This is a genomic window from Terriglobia bacterium (assembly GCA_020072815.1).
GTDB lineage: Bacteria > Acidobacteriota > Terriglobia > Terriglobales > Acidobacteriaceae > Angelobacter.
Genome location: JAIQGE010000014.1, coordinates 94,480 through 111,881, shown reverse-complemented (window position 1 = coordinate 111,881; position 17,402 = coordinate 94,480). Strand labels below are relative to the sequence as shown.

Sequence of the window (17,402 nt, the reverse complement as noted above, 5' to 3'; positions counted from 1 at the left end):
AATCATTTCCCGGCGATCCGGGTCCATTGGGATGAGCCGTCAAGTTGTGGCAGCTCATACAGCCGCTGGTAACGCTGGTTTGATCGAAGGTTTCCATAGTAACGTTCGCAAAACTGCATCCCTGGGAGTAGGCGCCAGGGACACCCTTCACGCAGGAGAGGTTGGGGATGGTGCCGGGAAATGAGAATTTGGTAAAGCCCGGATTGGCCGGGGTGTTTCCCGGGACAGGCCATTGCGTCATCACCAGTTGGTAATACTGCCAGGGCGAGGCGGGAGCCACCTTGGCCAGCAGCGCCTGATAATTGGCATTGGTTGCAGGAGTAGTTTCGTCAGGTTTTCCAGGGGGGTAACCAATTCCGATCGGCTGGGTCCTGGTCACGTTGAACCGCGTTGCCTGAGAAGCGTCTGCCGGCATGGCCGCAGGCGGCGGTGGAGTGCCGGGACATCCATTCGGATTCCCGGGTTGGCCGGGCACGCAGTAGGGGTCACTGATGGGCATGGTATTGCTCGCGTTGCCGTCATTCAGGTTGAACGCCGTATTGCTGGTGGGCGTGGCGCCCGTGACCACGGGAACATTGTCAATCTGTTCGAAGGTGGACCAAATCCACTGAGGCCGTGCAGGAGTTTTGGAGACAATATGCAGGCCAACCAGTCCCATGGTGCGCTGCGTGCACTTTCCGCTGGTTGTATCCAGGACCCAGGCTTGCTTGGTGTAATAACGGGACTGAAGATTCGCGGGAATGCCGTCCATGTCCATCCATGAGGACTTTAGATCGACGCTGTTTTCAGCTGGACATGTCTGGCCGCCCACAGTGGCGCCGTTGGAACAGAAGGTCACGTTCCCCAGGTTCGCTTGCAGATACCACTGATTGTTCAGGATCTGGTTGTACTCCGTCTGGTTGTACGAGGCCTGGTAGCGCAAGTAGTGTTGTTGCGCCGTGCTCTGGGCAAATCCGCTGGAGATGACAGGACCAACAAAGAAATTGCCAAACCCGGCCAGCCCCAGGTTGCCGAATTTGGTATCGGAGGCAAGCACCACGTCGCCCCAGCCGACATTCACTGAGGCTCCGCAAGGATTGGTGGTTCCGGCAAAGCTCGTCCATGGGGCCGGCGCCGGTGGCGGGTTCGGGGAACTCGGCGGCGGAAACGTTTCCCAGTCCGCCTTATAGGTCTCGAACACCAGCGGCCCACTCACGGGGAAGTTGGTCTGCGTAGGATCAGGAACGCCGCGCTGGCCTTTCGCTGCCGGCCAGATCAGCGCGATGAAACTGCGCCAGGAGAAGTCGTCAAACTGAGTAATGCCGTTGTGCTGGCACGGCAGAGCTTCCGTGGGAAGAGTGGATGAAGAGACGGACGGAGTGGGAGCGGGGAGGCAGGGTATTGAGGGTTGCCCCCAAGTGGTTGAGCAAAGAGCCAGAAGAATTATGCCGGCCACGGTCTGGCCGGAAATCCGTCGGAGTATGCAACTCAGGGCCATATTTCTTGCCATGGTGCTCCTTTCTTTTGCGCGTGATGAAGACCACGCTGAGACGAAGCCGCGTTAGGAAAGCCCGGGAGAAGACAAGAGCGCTCGAAGAAACAACAGCGCCGATGGCGCTTTACGGAGGGTACCCGGCGTTCTTCCAGGCAAGAAAATCTGAGAGGAACCGTTGCTGTGTTATTTTGTCCCAGACGCCTTCGGGGCATCCGGCTTTCGGCATGGAGCCGGACGTAACTTCGCTATTAATGTCGTCCCAGCTGGTTTGCACCTGGCCGGCATCCCAGAGATCCAAGCCCGTGATGTTGAGCATGTGCGAACGGTAACACGCAGTGAAAAAAGGCTTGATCGTGGATTGAAATCCTACACTTGCCATAGTGAATCCTTTCTGTTTCTTTTTTGGGAGCCCTGCCGCTAGACGAGCGGCTGGAAAATGGAAACCGTGTGGCCGGAATCTGCAAGCCAGAACTCCTGTTGCTGGAGTGCTGCTGAAGCGCCTCAAGTCTTATCCGGCGCTACTTTGTGGGAGGCGACGCGACCAGCAGAGGAACCACAGGAAAGCCGGGGCTGTCCGCTGATGGCCAGCGCAATAACGCCTGCACTTCTTCAGCGGTATTGAACGCCGAGATGCCTCATTCGTCGCGCGGCCTCACAAAATTTACGAAAACGGAAAATGGAAGAGTGAAATTCGTTTCACTGTGTTTTGTCCGGACAGTTGGCCAGGCATTGCCGGCTGAGGATGGTAGTCTCTTGTCTTTTTCGATTAACCTCTGCTTTTGGCGGCAGGACAACCTGCATGGCCCCATCGCCAACACGATAACTGACCGTCCAACGCCTACGGTAAGTCCCGGAGACAAACGCCGGGTTTGCGCGCTGCGCCCGGCAATGAAAGAATAGTGTCATGACACCAACTTTTCGACTCATTCAGACCACCCTGGCTCTGGCCGTGGTCCTGATCGCCTCTTCCGTCGTGGCACAGCAACCGGCGGCAGCCAAACCCAAGCCGGCGACCCCCGCGGCCAAACCAAACGCGGCTGCCACGCCTGACGCCCCCAAGCCCAAGGACGCTCCGGCGTTCGCTACGCTGGAGGAACGCGTCAGCTACGCGCTGGGCATGAACCTGGGAACACAACTGCACCGCCAGTCGGTGGAGATTGATCCCAACCTGCTGCTCCAGGGCCTGAAAGACGCGATGTCCGGCAGTAAGACGAAGATGACCGATGAAGAAGCCAAAGCAGCCTTCACGGAATTGCAAGGGGTACTGATCAAGAGGCAGCAGGAAAAGAAAGCGGCCGCCGGCGAAGCCAACAAGAAGGAAGGCGAACCATTCCTGGCCGCCAACAAGTCCAAGGAAGGCGTGGTAACGCTGCCCAGCGGCCTGCAGTACAAGATTTTGACGCCGGGAACCGGCCCCAAACCCACTGTGACCGACTCCGTGGTGTGCAATTACCGCGGCACTTTCATCAACGGCACGGAATTTGACAGCTCCGCAAAACACGGCGGGCCGGCCACGTTTACCGTGGGCGGCGTAATCAAAGGTTGGACCGAAGCCCTGCAGCTGATGCCGACCGGATCAAAATGGCAGCTCTTTGTTCCCTCCAACCTGGCTTACGGAGAAAACGGCACGCCGGATGGGACCATTGGTCCCAACGCGACGCTGATCTTTGAAGTCGAACTGCTTTCGATCCAACTGAAAGAACCAGCCCCGAGCACCGACAAGAAATAAGAACTCGGAACCAACGAGCCGCCGGCGCAATAAGCTGGCGGCTTCTGTTTTTTAGGACGACGGTCCTGAAATCGCGAACGGATCTGCTTCAGCGCTTGCCCTTCAGGATCTGCTCCACTTGCAGCCGATGGTTCACGTCATGGCCGGCCGTCAGGCGCATGATGTGGGTGATGGTTTCATTTCCCCGTTCCTGGTGGACGCCGTAGTTCTTCAACAATCGCTTAGGCACTCGCTTGACCAGCGCCAGATTGGCTTCGCGCAAGACGCGGTACCTTTCCAGCGATTCTCGCGCGTCGCAGCCGGCGTAGTCGAAGGTCTTGGCCCACGCGGCCTGGTCATAGGCCTGTATGGGAGCGCCGTTGGCGGCGAGGATGTGGCGCAAGCGCCAGGAGATTACGGTTTCGGCGTCAGCCAGGTGGGCCAGGGTCTCCGCCACGGACCATTTGTCCGGCGCCGGCCGGCGCGAAAGTTGCGGCTGCTTCTTGCCTTTGATCAGCGCAGCCAGCTTCTTCGGCGCGGCCTTCTGCATGCGCATCGGGTCTTGTCCGTTGCTATGACTCAACATCCGTTCGATGTACTGCTGGACTGTCTCCTGCATCTTTCTTCCTGCCTCCTGCGGCGCGGTGGCGTGCTCACCGCTATGACTGACAAATTCAGAAGATGCAACCGGACGCGGGACCGATGCAAAGTTTCCGCACGCCGCCAAAAATGATCAGGCGTGGTCGGGAACATGGGACCGATGCTGCGCAGCTCCGCCCGGGCGCTGCGGATCGCGGCAAGCCTATCCGTTTGTTTCCGCCCGATTACGCCGCAACGCCGGCGGCAGATGCAGCCGCAAAACACGCTCGCGATGGTGCTCTTCCTGCAAGGTGAGTTCGCGGGCCTTGAGCAAATCCTGCAAGGCTATGACGCCGAGTAACTCCTGCTCCGGTCCGCGCTGGACCACCGGAAGCCTGGTGAGCCCGGTGGCGGCCATGCGGTTGACGACATGCCGCAACGGCTCATCTGGATAAGCAGTAACGGTCTCATGCTTCACCAGGTCGGCCAGAATTATGCTGGCGCTCTCACGGCGGGTAAGGTTCGCCTGCAAATTACGCAGATCACCGCGGGTCACCACTCCCACCAGCCGGTTCGCAGGGCCAATGACCGGATAGAGCCGCTGCCCGGGACCACTCTGCTCGTGGATGGCAGCGTGATCAAGTTCAGAGAGCAGCGTGTCCATAGGAAACGCGGTCACGCTCGTGCGCATCACGTCCTCCACGGCGAGAGCTTCCAGGGGATCCACTACATATTCGCGGCTCAGGTGATGTCCGCGCCGGCTTATTTTTTCCGTGAGGATGGATCGCGCCATGGTGAGCACGGTGAAGGCATGCGCGGTCATGCAGGCGATGAGCAGCGGCAGGATGGAGTGATAGTCACCGGTAAGCTCGAAAGCGAAGATCACGCCGGTCAGCGGCGAGCGCATGGTCCCCGCCAGCATGGCTCCCATGCTGATCAACGGCCAGAAACCCGGTCCCTGGTGGGGCAGAAAAAGAGCGTCCAGCGCGCCAAGCGCGCCGCCCATCATCAGCAAGGGCGCCAGCACGCCGCCGGACGTCCCGGACCCGAGCGAGACTCCCCATATCACGGACTTCACCAGGAGCACACCCAGAATCATGCGGACCGGTGCATCGCCTTGCAGAAGCTGGCCAATCACGTCATACCCCACACCAAGGGCGCGGGGGTAAATCAAGCCGCCCAGACCTACGACAAGTCCGCCCATGGCCGGCCACCACATCCAATGAATTTTCTTGAGGTGGAGGAAGGCATCTTCCATGCCGTAAACAAACTGCGTGAGCAGCGCGGAAAGAAACCCGCTGAACAGTCCGACCAGCAGACAACTGAAAAGAACCGCGGGGCGCAAAGCCACCGCATGCAATGGAACGGGGAAAATGGGTCCCGGACCAAGCAGATGGATGCGCGCGGCTTCCGCGGCCACGCTGGCCAAGACCACGGGGATGAAGCTGCGCGGTTTCCATTCAAACAACAACAGCTCCACGGCCAGTAAGACGGAGGCAAAGGGCGCGGCAAAAGTGGCCGACATCCCGGCCGCGGCTCCGGCCACCAGGAGGGTCTTGCGTTCCGCGCTGCTGAGATGAAAGAACTGGGCGATCAGCGATCCAAAGGCGCCGCCGGTCATGATGATGGGTCCTTCCGCGCCAAAAGGCCCGCCGGAGCCAATCGAGATGGCCGCGGAAAGCGGCTTCAACACGGCCAGCTTGGGCTCTACCTTGGCCCCGCGCAGCAGGATGGCCTCAATGGCCTCCGGAATGCCGTGGCCGCGAATTTTGTCAGAACCGAAGCGCGCCATCACGCCGACGATCAATGCGCCGATCACCGGCACCGCCACCACCCAATAACCCAAATGATGCTGACCGGGCGAGGCGAACTGGGTACTCAGCCGCTGATAGAAAAATAAGTTGGTAAAAAAGCTTATGAGTTTGAGAAGGACCACCGCCACGTAAGCGGCCACAACGCCGATGACCAGCGCCAGGCCGGATATGGGAAGCACTCGCCAGGTTGTGGTGAAATCTCTGAGGGTATCTACGGATGGAATTGCGTGTCTTGAAGCGGAAGATATTACGGGTTCGGGTTCTTTCATGGGCCTGTTTTTTTCACGACTCCTGTTCTTTTCTTGTGGTTTGACGCCGGCTTGCTTCGCCGCCCTTCGTGGGTAAGACGAAGGACCGAGTCCACCAGCATGGGTCCAATGTTGCGCAGCTCCTGGCGGGCAGCGGCGCCCAGCCGTTTCAGCAGAGCGTCACCCTCAGCGCTGATGGCCAGTGTCACCTGGCGGCGGTCCGAGCCGGAGCGCACGCGCCGCAACAGGCCGTTCTGTTCGCAGCGGTCCACCAGTTCGACCATGCTGTTGTGGTTGAGCTGCATGCGCTCAGCCAGGCAACTGATGGTGGGCACCTGGTCGCGGGGCAGGCCTTTGATCGCCAGCACGGTCTGGTACTGCTGGGGATTGACCCCCGTGGTCCTTACCTCATCTTCCATGTGGCGCAAAAACCGGCGGACTTGATAGCGGAACTCGGCCAAAGCAACGTACTCTGTGTCCAGGAGAGGTCTGGGGTTCTTGCCCTTTACCATTTTATCGCCTCACGATATAATAACAGCATTCTGCTAGATTCGAGCCGGGCCCTTTTTTCGAGCCTGTACGGGCGGAGAAGGGCCCTTAGAAAGGCCCCATTCTTTTCTCTCTCTTTTAGTTCCAGGACCGGCAGCCGCGTCACACCAAGGCATCGGCAGTCCCCCACATTCAGAAACCCTTGCCCACCATTATCGGCCACGGCGGCCAATCTGCAAAGCCGAATTGACTTCGCTGGGCAGCCAGCATGTATGATCGGTGTTCCGCCGAAGGGAACACCGAGGAGCTCGATTTGATCCCCCGTTACACGCGCCCGGAATTGGGCCGAATCTGGAGTGACGAAAACAAGTTCAGGTGCTGGCTGCAGGTGGAAGTGGCCGCCAGCCTGACCCTGGCCGAAGCCGGGATTGTCCCCGCGGAAGCCGCCCAGGCTATCTCCCAGCGCGGCGACTTCGACCTGAAGCGGATCCACGAGATTGAAACTGAAACCCGGCATGACGTGATCGCCTTCACCACCGCGGTCGCGGAGAAAGTGGGCCCGGAAGCGCGCTGGCTGCACTACGGCCTCACGTCCAATGACGTGGTGGACACGGCGCAGGCGCTGCAGATCAAAGAAGCCTCCGCGGTGATTCGCCAGGACCTGGAGGCGCTGAAGCAGGTCCTGCACCGCCGCGCCCATGAGTTCAAGCACACCCCCACCGTCGGCCGGACACACGGCGTCCATGCCGAGCCGACCACCTTCGGGCTGAAGCTGGCCAACTGGTACGCCGAAGTGGCGCGCAATATCGCGCGCTTTGAGCGCGCCGCGGAAGAAATGCGCGTCGGCAAATTATCAGGAGCCGTGGGGACGTTCGCCCACCTGGAGCCGGAATTCGAAGAACAAATCTGCCATCGGCTGGGGCTTGCGGCGGCGCCCATTTCGTCGCAGGTGATCCAGCGCGACCGCCACGCCTACTACGTAGCCACGCTGGCGGTGATCGCCGCTACGCTGGACAAAATCGCCACGGAGATCCGCCACCTGCAGCGCACAGAAGTCCGCGAGGCCGAAGAGTATTTCAGCGAAAAACAAAAAGGCTCTTCCGCCATGCCGCACAAGCGCAACCCCATTACCTGCGAACAGATTTGCGGGCTGGCGCGCGTGGTGCGGGCCAACGCGCAGGCGGCGTTCGAAAATGTGGCGCTGTGGCATGAGCGCGATATTTCACATTCGTCGGTGGAGCGCGTGATTCTCCCGGATTCCACCACGCTGGTGGACTACCTGCTGGTGAAGACCACGCACCTGATTGACACGCTCATGGTCTATCCCAGCCGCATGTTGAAGAACCTGGAAGACACCGGCGGGCTGGTGTTCAGCGGCCAACTTTTGCTCGACCTGGCGGAGCACGGCATGTCACGCGAAGATGCGTATCGCCTGGTGCAGAAGCATGCCATGCGGGCGTGGAAAGACGACCTGAGCTTCCACAAGCTGGTGATGGACGATCCGGAGATCAGCGGCCGCGTGCCCGCGAAGCAGATCGAGCAGGCGTTCAGCATTCAACGGCAGTTGAGGAATGTGGACAAGATCTTTGTTCGCGTTTTTGGCAAGTAATACTTTACCGCGGATTTGCGCGGATGTGCGCGGATCAAGACACTTTAGTAAAGCGCACAGGCAAGAGTGCCTGTGCCACACGATTCTTCTCACACAGCCGAGGGCGGCTGTGCCACACGAGCTACGTAGTGATAGGGATCCCTCGCTGCCGCTCGGGATTTCAGAAAAAAGCTTGCGCCGAGTCTCGGCACACTTAGACAGAAATAGTGAATGACGTCTCCGTCCTGGTCACCGGACGGTACATGGTATCGCGCTCCACCGGTTCGCGGCCGGCTTCGCGGATAAGGCGTTCCAAATCGCTGCGAACCATGCCCTGGGGCGTGGTGGCGCCGGCGTCGTGGTAAATCTTTTCTTCGATCACCGTACCGTCAATGTCGTCGGCACCAAAGCGCAAGGAGATTTGCGCGATCTTGGGGCCCAGCATCTGCCAGTAGGCTTTGATGTGCGGGAAGTTGTCCAGCACCAGGCGGCTGATGGCGATCTGCTTCAGGTCCATAAAACCGGTGGTGGTGAACAGGTGCTGCAGCGGCGTGTTCGCCGGATGGAAGGCCAGCGGGATGAACGTCTGGAAGCCGTGGGTTTCGTCCTGCAACGTGCGCAGGCGGACTAAATGGTCTGCGCGGTCTTCGCCATTTTCGATGTGGCCGTAAAGCATGGTGGCGTTGGATTTCAAACCGACCCGGTGCGCGGTACGCGCGGTGTCCAGCCATTGGTCGCCATCAATCTTGTGGTCGCAGATCACGCGGCGCACGCGCTCGTTAAAAATTTCCGCTCCGCCGCCGGGCAGTGAATCAAGGCCCGCGGCTTTGAGCTGCAGCAAAGTCTCTTCAATCGAAAGCTTGGCGCGCTTGGCCAGAAACGCAATCTCCACCATGGTGAGGGCCTTCAAATGCACCTGGGGGAAGCGGGCTTTCAAGCCGGAGATCAAGTCCAGGTAATACTGGAACGGCAAATCAGGATGCAGCCCGCCGACAATGTGGAACTCGGTCACCGCTTCCGAATAGCCGGACGCAGCCGTCTCATAAGCCTCTTCCAGCGCCATGGTGTACGCGCCAGGCGCGTCTTTTTTGCGGCCGAAGGCGCAGAGCCGGCAGGCAGCAACACAAACGTTGGTCGGGTTGATGTGGCGGTTGACGTTGAAATACGTCACGTTGCCGTGCATGCGTTCGCGCACGTGGTTGGCCAGCCAGCCGATGGCCAGTATGTCAGCCGAGCGGTAGAGCGTGACGGCGTCGTCAAGACTCAGGCGCTGGCGAGCAAGAACTTTCTCGGCGATGGGGGCAAGCCGCGGGTCGTCGGTTTGAAAGGCGTGGGTTTGAAACCCGTGGGTGTGCGAACCATGCTCTTGAGAACCATGCTCTTGAGAATCATGGTTCTGCGAAGCGAGGCTCTGCGAACCGTGCTTGTCCGGGCTGGGAATGCTGTTAGACATGTAAGGAAATAATAACCTGTGTGAGGCTAGTTTTCGAGTAGCGCTGCCGGCGACCACCGGCATTGGATCCGCGGCCAGAGATGAATGGTATTGAATCGTCTATTGACTGGCTTTCGCGTCCCGCACGGCTTGATTGAGTCGCCGGGGAGCCATGCCCTATCGCGAAAAACGATTCAAAAATGACATTAATAATATCAAGCAAATTGCTTGGTTTTGAGCGCAATGAACATGATATCTACCAAATGGCAACGGTAAACTTAAGCGATTTCGGAATCCGCAACAAACCCTTTGACTAAAGCAAGCCATATTGTAGAATTTTGCCGCCAACACCACAGAACAGCCAAGACGGTAACCGGCTGTTCCGGGATGTTTAGTTATTGAGTTGGGGATACTGCTACAAGGGCTGGCTGACGCTCCAGTTCACCTGTCCATCCTCCTGACTCTTTTCAGAAGCAACCTTCTGAATATTTGAGCTTAAATCGTCCAGATTTTGCACGAAGCCCAAATTCTCAGGTTACGAAAAAAGCACGTGAGCAGCATGCACGCTATACGTGTCAATTCAGCACACATTCTTTAAGGAGGGACCATGAGGAGAGAAGAGAGCAAACGCACGCAGCGGTGGTTAACGCTGGCGGCCATTGGCTGTCTGTTGATTCTGAGTTGTGCCAGTATGTGGGGCCAGGCCACGGCAACCGCCAGCCTGCAAGGCACAGTTACGGACAAAACACAGGCGGTCGTGACGAAAGCTGAGGTCACACTGACCAACAAAGAAACCGGCGCGGTGCGCACCACCAAGGTGAATGACATCGGCGAATACCGGTTTGATGTGTTGCCGGCCGGCATCTACACCATCAAGGTCAAAGCAGCCGGATTCTCCGCGGCGGAAGCCAAAGACGTGGAAGTCCTGGTCGGCAGAACAGCCACCCAGAACTTCACGCTGGTTCCTGGCGGAGCCAGTGAGACCGTGGAAGTAACCGCGACCGCTCCGCTGGTGGACCAGACGAAGACTGACGTCAGCACCAACATCACGCCGGAGCAGGTGACCGAACTGCCGCTGATCGGCCGCGATATCGCCGACCTGGCGTATCTCTCGCCCGGAGTGAAGGCAGCGGATTCCTACGATCCGACCAAGAACCGCTACTCGATCCTGTCAGTGAACGGCCAGGGCGGACGCAATGTGAACGTCACCGTCAATGGCATTGACAACAAAGACAACACGGTGGGCGGACCTGTGATGCAGCTTCCCGCGGAAGCCGTGCAGGAATTCCAGATCTCCACGCAGCGTTTCTCGGCGGTCAATGGCCGCTCCGAAGGCGCAGCCATCAACGTGATCACCAAGTCCGGATCGAACGCCTTCCATGGTTCTGTATTCGGATTCTTCCGCGCCCAGGGGCTGAATGCAGACCAAAAGCTTCCCGACCCGGCGAACAACACCACAGTTTCCGCGAACCCGCCGTATTCACGCCAGTGGTTTGGTGGATCGGTGGGCGGACCGTTGAAGAAAGATAAGCTATTCGTCTTTTTTGCCTTTGAGCGCCAGCGCGAACATACTTCCCTCTCTGAGACGCCGACGGCCCTCACCCAACTCAACCTGGTGACGGGACTAGGAGCGCAGCCGGCAGCGGTCGTCCCGACGCCGTTCTTTGAGAACCGTCTGAATGGCAAGCTGGACTACACCATCAACAGCAAGCACAGCGCTTACCTGTCGGTTTCCACGCAGGCCAACAACAGCCTGAACGACCAGAGCAACGGCACATTTGACTTGACGGAAGGCAATTTCACCGTCAATCACATGCAACTAGCGAACTTGAGCCTGGCTTCCTCGCTTTCTCCAACGCTGGTCAACCAGCTTACCCTCGGCTTCTCGTACTGGAACAACCTGATTGACAGCACGACCCGCGCGCCTCTCGTCACGTTCCCTGACGCGCAGTTCGGCACCAACACCAACATTCCGCAACAGTCGTTCCAGACCAAGTTCCAGTTTAAGGACGACGTGACGAAAAACGTAGGCCGCCACACCTTCAAGACCGGATTTGACTACATCTGGAACCCGAAGATGGGCGGATTCTTTGAATTCAGCCCGACGCTGGAGATTGACTTCAGAAGGAACCCGAGCTGCATCCTGGGCGTGGCGCCCGACGCTGCCACGGCGGGTTGCGGAGCGACCGCTTTCCCCGCTGGCTTTGCCACACCCGGCCTTGTTACCGGGATGACCATCGCCAACGGCGATCCTTCTTTCATCATCCCAGGCGGCACCAAGCAGTTTGGCATCTACTTCCAGGACGACTGGAAGCTGATGAAGCGGCTGACGGTGAACCTTGGTCTCCGGTATGACCGGGACTTCAACATGATAGCCGGCGTGAATGTAACCAACAGCCGCACCTACCAGGAGTTGCTGGCCCTGGCGCCGATCAACGCCCTGGCGGCGAGGCTCACTGCCAAGACGGCCTCTGACGACACCAAGGACTTCAGCCCGCGCGTTGGTTTTGCCTATGACCTGAAAGGCAACGGCAACCACCTCATCCGTGGCGGCTTCGGCCTCTATTACGGCAACACCTTCCAGAACATTCCACTGTTCATGCAACAACAGGCCAACAACACCATCTTCCAGACGCTGTTTTCCCTGGGCGGAACCGATCTGGTACCCGGCACCGCCATTCCGTTGAACGCGTGGCGTTTTGGCGTGGATCCGCTGCCCACAATCGCCCCGCCATCGCATAACCTGACCGATCTGTCCGTAGGCCGGCTCATGGACCCGAATTACCGCAGCCCAGTCACCGAAGAATTCAATGGTGGATACTCCTGGTCAATCTCACCCAAGTCCGTGTTCGAAGTGGAATACGTACACGTACTCAGCTTGCATGAGAACAAAACCATCAACGTGGACGCCAAGGTCCCGATCAATCCTGCCAACGTGTCCCTGGGCCTGATCCGTCCTCTGGATGCGGCGTTCGCCGCAGCCGGCCAGACCAGGCTGGGCAGCGTTCGCGACGAGATGTCCATTGGCCGGTCGCGCTACGATGGCTTGAACTTCAGCTATCGCCAGCGTGCCTTCCACAAGGTTGATCTCGCAATCAATTACACTCTGGCCCGCGCGGTGGGATATGACGAGGACGGCGGTTCGTTCCGTTACTACCCGCGCGATCCCAATCGCCCGTTCGCTCCGGAAGATTTCGGTCCGGCCTTCAACGACGAACGGCACCACATCACGGCCAGCGGTATCTGGAGAATGCCTTGGGGCATGGAATTTGCTCCCATTGTTCAGATCGGTTCAGCCAGACCGTACAACGAGATCTCGGGATCCAACCAGTTGGGCATGGGTGGCGGCAGCGCGGCGGGCGCGCTTCTGGCCCCCGGCTGCACACTGCAGGGTTACTACGATAGGTCTTGCGGCCTGAATCCCATATTCAACAAGCGCGGCGACGCCTACTTCAACGTGGACACCCGCTTGGCCAAGAACCTGAAACTGGGCGAACACCGCAACCTGCAACTCGCTTTCCAGGCGTTCAATCTGTTCAACCACGCCAACTACGGCAACAACTTCGACAACGTGGTTGAGAGCGCCACCTTTGGCAAAGCAATCGGGTTCATCAACCCGACGAGCACCGTGGCGGCCCGTTCCTTCACGGGTGAATTTGGAGCCCGGTTCACCTTCTAAACCAAAACCCAACTCTAACCATGGCCCGGCGCTCCACGCGCCGGGCTTTTTTCTGGCGGGGCCAGGAGAAAGGCATCCCAACGGGATCAGCCTAAAGGACACTTGACACGCGTGCGCGGCGATGAACCTTTTCGCGCTGGAGATGGCGAAGGAAAAGCGTTAAGCTGATCGCTGACGGCCAAGTTCAGGCTGCGAGCAAGAAGCTTGTCCCGCTCAGATGGCGGAGTCTCCGTTCTTTGAAAAGATAAGCAAACATCGGAAACCCACGCCAAATTGGGATGCATTGGGATGAGACTCAACAAACCCTTTGGAATCCTAGTTGGAGGTACCGGGGAGCGGCCGCCCAAGATTGCCAACATTGCCGGAAGCCACCCCGTCACGCGAAGCGCGCGCCGGGGGTCCCGAAATTGCCAAAATTGACGATTGAAAGGCAGTAATCTTTGTCTTTCTCAAACCCACGCCAATTTGGGACACATTGCGTAAGTCCTTTAGACATTGGGATGAATAGGGAGGGGGAGGGCTACTTCCCCTGTCCGCTGCGCCGCAGCATGCTCAGCGTGGTCGCCAGGAATTCTTCCGTCACGGTGGGCTTGATCATGATGCCGATGTTCCGGCTGGCGGCTTCGTCGGCGGTTTCCTTGGTGGCGTAGCCGGTGAGCAGCGCGGCGGGGATGGCGGGATCATACCTGCGGGCCACGGCGATGACCTCAAAACCAGTGTGCTGCTCCTCCAGGGAGTAGTCGCACAGCACGGTGTCAAAGCGCTGGTATTGCAGAAGAAAGATGGCTTCGCGCGAGGTGCCGCAGGCCACCACGTCATAACCCTGGTGCTCCAGGATGAGGCGGTAGGTGAGGAGCACGGAGGCTTCGTCGTCTACCACCAGGATGCGGTATTTGCGGCCGTCAGTCACAAGCGGGCGTTGCCAAGTCTGGCGTTCCAGCGGCGACTATTAGTCTCGCATTCATGGTCAGAGGTTCACAAGAGGGGGACGCTGGCTGGCGCTATTACAGGCGGGCTTTTTTGCAAACGGGCTTCATTACAAACGGGCTTCATTACAGACGGGCTTCATTACAGTCGGGTCTTTGTTACAGTCGAGCTTCGTTAGAGTCGGACAACGGGCAAGTCTATTTTGAAGGCGGTCCCTTTTCCCATGACGCTTCTGACGGAAAGATGGCCGGCGTGGTTCTGGATGATCCCTTTGACGATCCACAGGCCAAGGCCGGTGCCTTTCTCCCCTTTGGTGGTGACGAAGGGTTCAAAGATGGCGCGCTGCAAGTCGCGCGGTATGCCGGTGCCGGTGTCGGCGATCAGGATGCGCACCCAGCTGCGCAGTTCGTCGCGGCCCTGCACGTGGCGGGTGCGGATAATCAACTTGCCGCCCTTGGGCATGGAATCGCGGGCGTTGATGATGAGGTTGGAGAGCACCTGGCGGATCTGGTCGGCGGCGATGACCACGTCCGGCAGTTCGCCCAATTCGGTTTGGACATCCACGTTAGCCCGCTGCAACTGGCGGTTCAGCAGCAGCAGCGAATCTTCAATGATGGTGTTAACGTTGACCGGCTTGACCGGTTCGTTGCTGCGGTAGAGGCCCAGCATCTGGCGGACGATGCGCGCCACCCGTTCGGTTTCCGACTTGAGAATTTCGTAAATCGGAAGGGCGCTCTCCGGGATCATTTCCTCCAGCAGGTAAATTGAGTTCTTGATGGCCTCCATGGGGTTGTTGACTTCATGGGCAATGGTGGCGGCCAGGCGGCCGGTGGCCGCGAACTTCTCAATTTCCAGGATGCGCCGTTCCACTTTGAGCTGTTCCACGCGGCGCAGCGCCGTGAGATCGCGCAGAACGGTCACGGTGTAAGCCACCTGGCCGCGCTCGTTGAAGATTTTTCCGGAGCGCGCGTCATATTCAATTTCCTGGTGCAGCGCGGGATTGTAGAGCTGCAGCGGAGCGGTTTCCCGGTCGGCGGTGGAAGCAGTAAAAGCGCTGGCGTAAGCCACAAACTTCTCCAGGTTGTTGCTCTGCATCGGACCGCGGGCGCTTTCAAGGGACGCCGGAGCGCCGAAGAGCTCTTGCGCCAAGGTATCCATGAGGACGATGCTGGCCTGGCGGTCGCAGACCACAATGGGGTCGCCCACGTTTTCGATGATGAGGTTGAGGCGGTCGCGGTCCTGGCGGACAACTTCTTCCGCCGTGCGCAGCCGGTCGTAATTGGTGCGCAGTTCCTGGCCGGCACGGCGCAGTTCGGTCACGTCACGCATTACGGTGACCGCGCCCACGTGGACGCCGTCAGGCCCGTAAGTGGGGGCCGCCACGGCTTCAAACAGGACTTCTGCGTTCTTTGCGGCGTCCACCAGGGCCAAGTCCTGGTGGGGCTCAATTCCGGAAACCAGCATGGAGGAAAGCGTGGATGAAAACAGACTGCGGTTGCCGGCCACCGCTTGCAGCTCGCGTTCGCCGGCGCCGGGCGGCGCTTGGAAGAAACGCTCGGCAGCCTTGCTTTGCATGATCACGTGATGCTCGGTGTCCGTCAGGATCACGGGGTCAGTCATGCTCTGCATCACCGTGGTCAGCTGCGCAATGGTGATTTCCATTTCGCGCACGCGGCCGTACCGGTGCTGCGCGCGGTGCAGCCGGGAGAGACACATGTTGGCCAGCTCGATCAGTTCGCCCAGCTCAGCCAGACCGGCTTCCGTGTTGCGCCGGGGAAGTTCGACTACCACTTCTGCGGCATAGCCGTGGATCTGGCAGTTGGTGCAGACCTGGCTCTCGCTCCGGATAGGAGCTTCACGCCTGGAGTTGCGCACCGCCAGGCAGCCCGCCGTGCTGACGCGTCCTGCTTCCCAGCAAACATTGTTCTGGCTGTAAAGAATGGGATGGAGATAGATAGGACGGCTGTGCAGAGTAGTCCGGGTAAGGACGGCCGGCCGCGCGGCGTGGAGAACTCGTATCACCGGATGCGATTCCGCGGACAACGTGGCGCCCAGTTTGTCCGCTTGCGCCTGGGGCCACTTCAGCGTGGCGCAAGGCAAGACCGATCCGCTGCGAAAATCGGCTTCCAGCACCATGGCCCGCGGATAACCCAGGGCGATGATCTCTTCCAGCAGAAGGGAGAAGATTTCGTCGCTACTCTCGGCGTCAAGCAGACGCATTGCAGCCGGACGGCGCGGTTTTTTGACACGCCGTCCGCCAACGCCTTCGGGCTGGAATCGCAATTCGGCCGTAGCCAAGTTGCTCCCCCAAGAATTACCGGGATCATCGGCGCGGCGCGGAAGGCTCAGTACTTTGCGTCCTTCGCCGCGCGATGGCTCTTTCCGCAATTTTATTTTCCGTTCCGCCAAGGTACCTCATGCGGAATCATATGGACCCTGGTGCAAATCCGTCAGATTCGGCCTTATCTCTTTTGCGGCCGCAAAGATCTCCCAGCCCTTGCCAGGCGCCGTTAAGCCGTCCGCACGGCTGTAAGGAACTCCATACACACAGATGGACAGTTGCACAAAACGCATCTCAAGGAAAAGTACAGAGAAAGACCGCCCGAAGGACGGCGCCGATCCGCACGATCTTGGTGAATCGTACCCACCGCAGCCGCAGGCTGTCAACCCTTGCAAGCGCAAGAGATTGCAACACTTGGTTCACCCTTTCCGTCCACTTGGATCAACTCATCCCAGGGGTGTGATGTACCCTCGCCTGTTTAGGTTGGCCCGCTCGCCAGGGTTACGGCTGCCCCTCCGGACGAGGCGCTTGCAGGCGGACGCTCAGGAACTCTGTGGCTGGTCGCGGCCCCTTAATGCGCATCAGGACCGGCGCGGTCACCGGCAGTCGCTCCAGGGCTTCATGAAAGCGCATTTCTTCCCCGCGTTGCGCCAAAGCGAAGATCCGGCTGCCGTTTTTCACCTCGCGCACCCGGATCTCGCAGCTGAAAGCCTGAACAGCATCGCGTACTTGCTGCACGTGCCTGGCCACTTGGTTCAGAGCTTCCGCGCTGGGCGCCGGATGTCCCCGGACTGCCCCAACCGACTCTTCGTGCCTGCTCCCGATCGCGTACACCACGCACTCCATCTGGACGCAACCGCTCAGGCGGTCCAGGTCGGCGACCATGGCTTCCCGGTTCTGGGCGACAAACTCGGCCAGAGATTCGTGGCTGGCAAAAACCGTAAGCAAATCGAACGGCGCGACGGAAGTCTGCCGAAACAAGGAATTGACCACATCGTGAAACTCAATCGCGTGCCGCTGCATGGCCGGCGCATCAAGCGGCCACTTCACCGCGGAGCAGAGCACGCGCAGGTTGTCTTGTGCCATCTCCTGGACGCCCGCGCCGGCGACTCCTTTCGCCGGAAGCGAAATCTTCGGCCGGTGTAAATAACCGCAGTAGGCCAGCACCTTGCTCAAGACGAGT

General features: G+C 59.3%; 12 protein-coding genes. 3 read left to right on the top strand and 9 right to left on the bottom strand.

Annotated features, from left to right (window positions below; all coding sequences use genetic code 11):
- On the bottom strand, window positions 1-1,489 hold a 1,489-nt coding region (locus tag LAO20_17805), incomplete at its 3' end, for a hypothetical protein (protein MBZ5533288.1).
- A 109-nt stretch (window positions 1,490-1,598) separates the two neighbouring features.
- Window positions 1,599-1,853: a hypothetical protein gene (locus LAO20_17800; GenBank protein MBZ5533287.1), complete on the bottom strand. Its 255-nt coding sequence runs from the start codon at window positions 1,851-1,853 to the stop codon at window positions 1,599-1,601.
- Window positions 1,854-2,378: 525 nt separating this feature from the next.
- Here LAO20_17800 and LAO20_17795 point away from each other — a divergent pair.
- Window positions 2,379-3,203, top strand: coding sequence for an FKBP-type peptidyl-prolyl cis-trans isomerase (locus LAO20_17795; protein ID MBZ5533286.1), 825 nt, complete (start codon window positions 2,379-2,381; stop codon window positions 3,201-3,203).
- Window positions 3,204-3,291: 88 nt separating this feature from the next.
- Here the strand turns inward: LAO20_17795 and LAO20_17790 are convergent, their stop codons facing one another.
- The 3 genes from LAO20_17790 to LAO20_17780 form a co-directional block, all read right to left on the bottom strand.
- Window positions 3,292-3,801 (bottom strand): DinB family protein, encoded by a 510-nt coding sequence (locus LAO20_17790; protein ID MBZ5533285.1) that lies wholly within the window; start codon window positions 3,799-3,801, stop codon window positions 3,292-3,294.
- Window positions 3,802-3,984: 183 nt separating this feature from the next.
- Entirely contained in the window at window positions 3,985-5,844 is a 1,860-nt protein-coding gene (locus LAO20_17785) for a chloride channel protein (protein MBZ5533284.1), read from the bottom strand.
- Window positions 5,841-6,335 carry a MarR family transcriptional regulator gene (locus LAO20_17780; protein MBZ5533283.1) on the bottom strand — a complete coding sequence of 165 codons (495 nt, stop codon included), beginning with the start codon at window positions 6,333-6,335 and terminating at the stop codon, window positions 5,841-5,843. The genes LAO20_17785 and LAO20_17780 overlap by 4 nt, the downstream gene beginning before the upstream one ends.
- A 290-nt stretch (window positions 6,336-6,625) precedes the next feature.
- On the opposite strand from LAO20_17780, the gene purB reads away from it, so the two are divergent.
- Window positions 6,626-7,921, top strand: a complete 1,296-nt coding sequence (gene purB, locus LAO20_17775; protein ID MBZ5533282.1) for an adenylosuccinate lyase — start codon at window positions 6,626-6,628, stop codon at window positions 7,919-7,921.
- 193 nt (window positions 7,922-8,114) lie between these two features.
- On the opposite strand, the gene mqnE is transcribed toward purB, so the two are convergent.
- The gene (gene mqnE, locus LAO20_17770; GenBank protein MBZ5533281.1) at window positions 8,115-9,353 is read right to left on the bottom strand and encodes an aminofutalosine synthase MqnE; all 1,239 of its coding nucleotides are present in this window, start codon (window positions 9,351-9,353) and stop codon (window positions 8,115-8,117) included.
- 586 nt (window positions 9,354-9,939) lie between these two features.
- Between mqnE and LAO20_17765 the strand changes: the two genes are divergently transcribed.
- A complete protein-coding gene (locus LAO20_17765; protein MBZ5533280.1) occupies window positions 9,940-13,011 on the top strand; it encodes a TonB-dependent receptor in 3,072 nt (1,023 codons plus the stop codon).
- A gap of 520 nt (window positions 13,012-13,531) precedes the next feature.
- On the opposite strand, the gene LAO20_17760 is transcribed toward LAO20_17765, so the two are convergent.
- The 3 genes from LAO20_17760 to LAO20_17750 form a co-directional block, all read right to left on the bottom strand.
- Window positions 13,532-13,921: a response regulator gene (locus tag LAO20_17760; protein MBZ5533279.1), complete on the bottom strand. Its 390-nt coding sequence runs from the start codon at window positions 13,919-13,921 to the stop codon at window positions 13,532-13,534.
- Between the two features lie 191 nt (window positions 13,922-14,112).
- A complete protein-coding gene (locus LAO20_17755) occupies window positions 14,113-16,158 on the bottom strand; it encodes a hypothetical protein (protein ID MBZ5533278.1) in 2,046 nt (681 codons plus the stop codon).
- A gap of 562 nt (window positions 16,159-16,720) precedes the next feature.
- Window positions 16,721-17,395 (bottom strand): GvpL/GvpF family gas vesicle protein, encoded by a 675-nt coding sequence (locus LAO20_17750; protein MBZ5533277.1) that lies wholly within the window; start codon window positions 17,393-17,395, stop codon window positions 16,721-16,723.
- Window positions 17,396-17,402: the final 7 nt, after the last annotated feature.

Bases quoted from the DNA above. Each gene is read 5' to 3' on its own strand.
- mqnE (MBZ5533281.1), bottom strand. From the start codon at position 9,353: ATGTCTAACAGCATTCCCAGCCCGGACAAGCACGGTTCGCAGAGCCTC.
- LAO20_17755 (MBZ5533278.1), bottom strand. From the start codon at position 16,158: ATGCGTCTGCTTGACGCCGAGAGTAGCGACGAAATCTTCTCCCTTCTG.
- LAO20_17790 (MBZ5533285.1), bottom strand. From the start codon at position 3,801: ATGCAGGAGACAGTCCAGCAGTACATCGAACGGATGTTGAGTCATAGC.
- LAO20_17800 (MBZ5533287.1), bottom strand. From the start codon at position 1,853: ATGGCAAGTGTAGGATTTCAATCCACGATCAAGCCTTTTTTCACTGCG.
- LAO20_17795 (MBZ5533286.1), top strand. From the start codon at position 2,379: ATGACACCAACTTTTCGACTCATTCAGACCACCCTGGCTCTGGCCGTG.
- LAO20_17780 (MBZ5533283.1), bottom strand. From the start codon at position 6,335: ATGGTAAAGGGCAAGAACCCCAGACCTCTCCTGGACACAGAGTACGTT.
- LAO20_17765 (MBZ5533280.1), top strand. From the start codon at position 9,940: ATGAGGAGAGAAGAGAGCAAACGCACGCAGCGGTGGTTAACGCTGGCG.
- LAO20_17785 (MBZ5533284.1), bottom strand. From the start codon at position 5,844: ATGAAAGAACCCGAACCCGTAATATCTTCCGCTTCAAGACACGCAATT.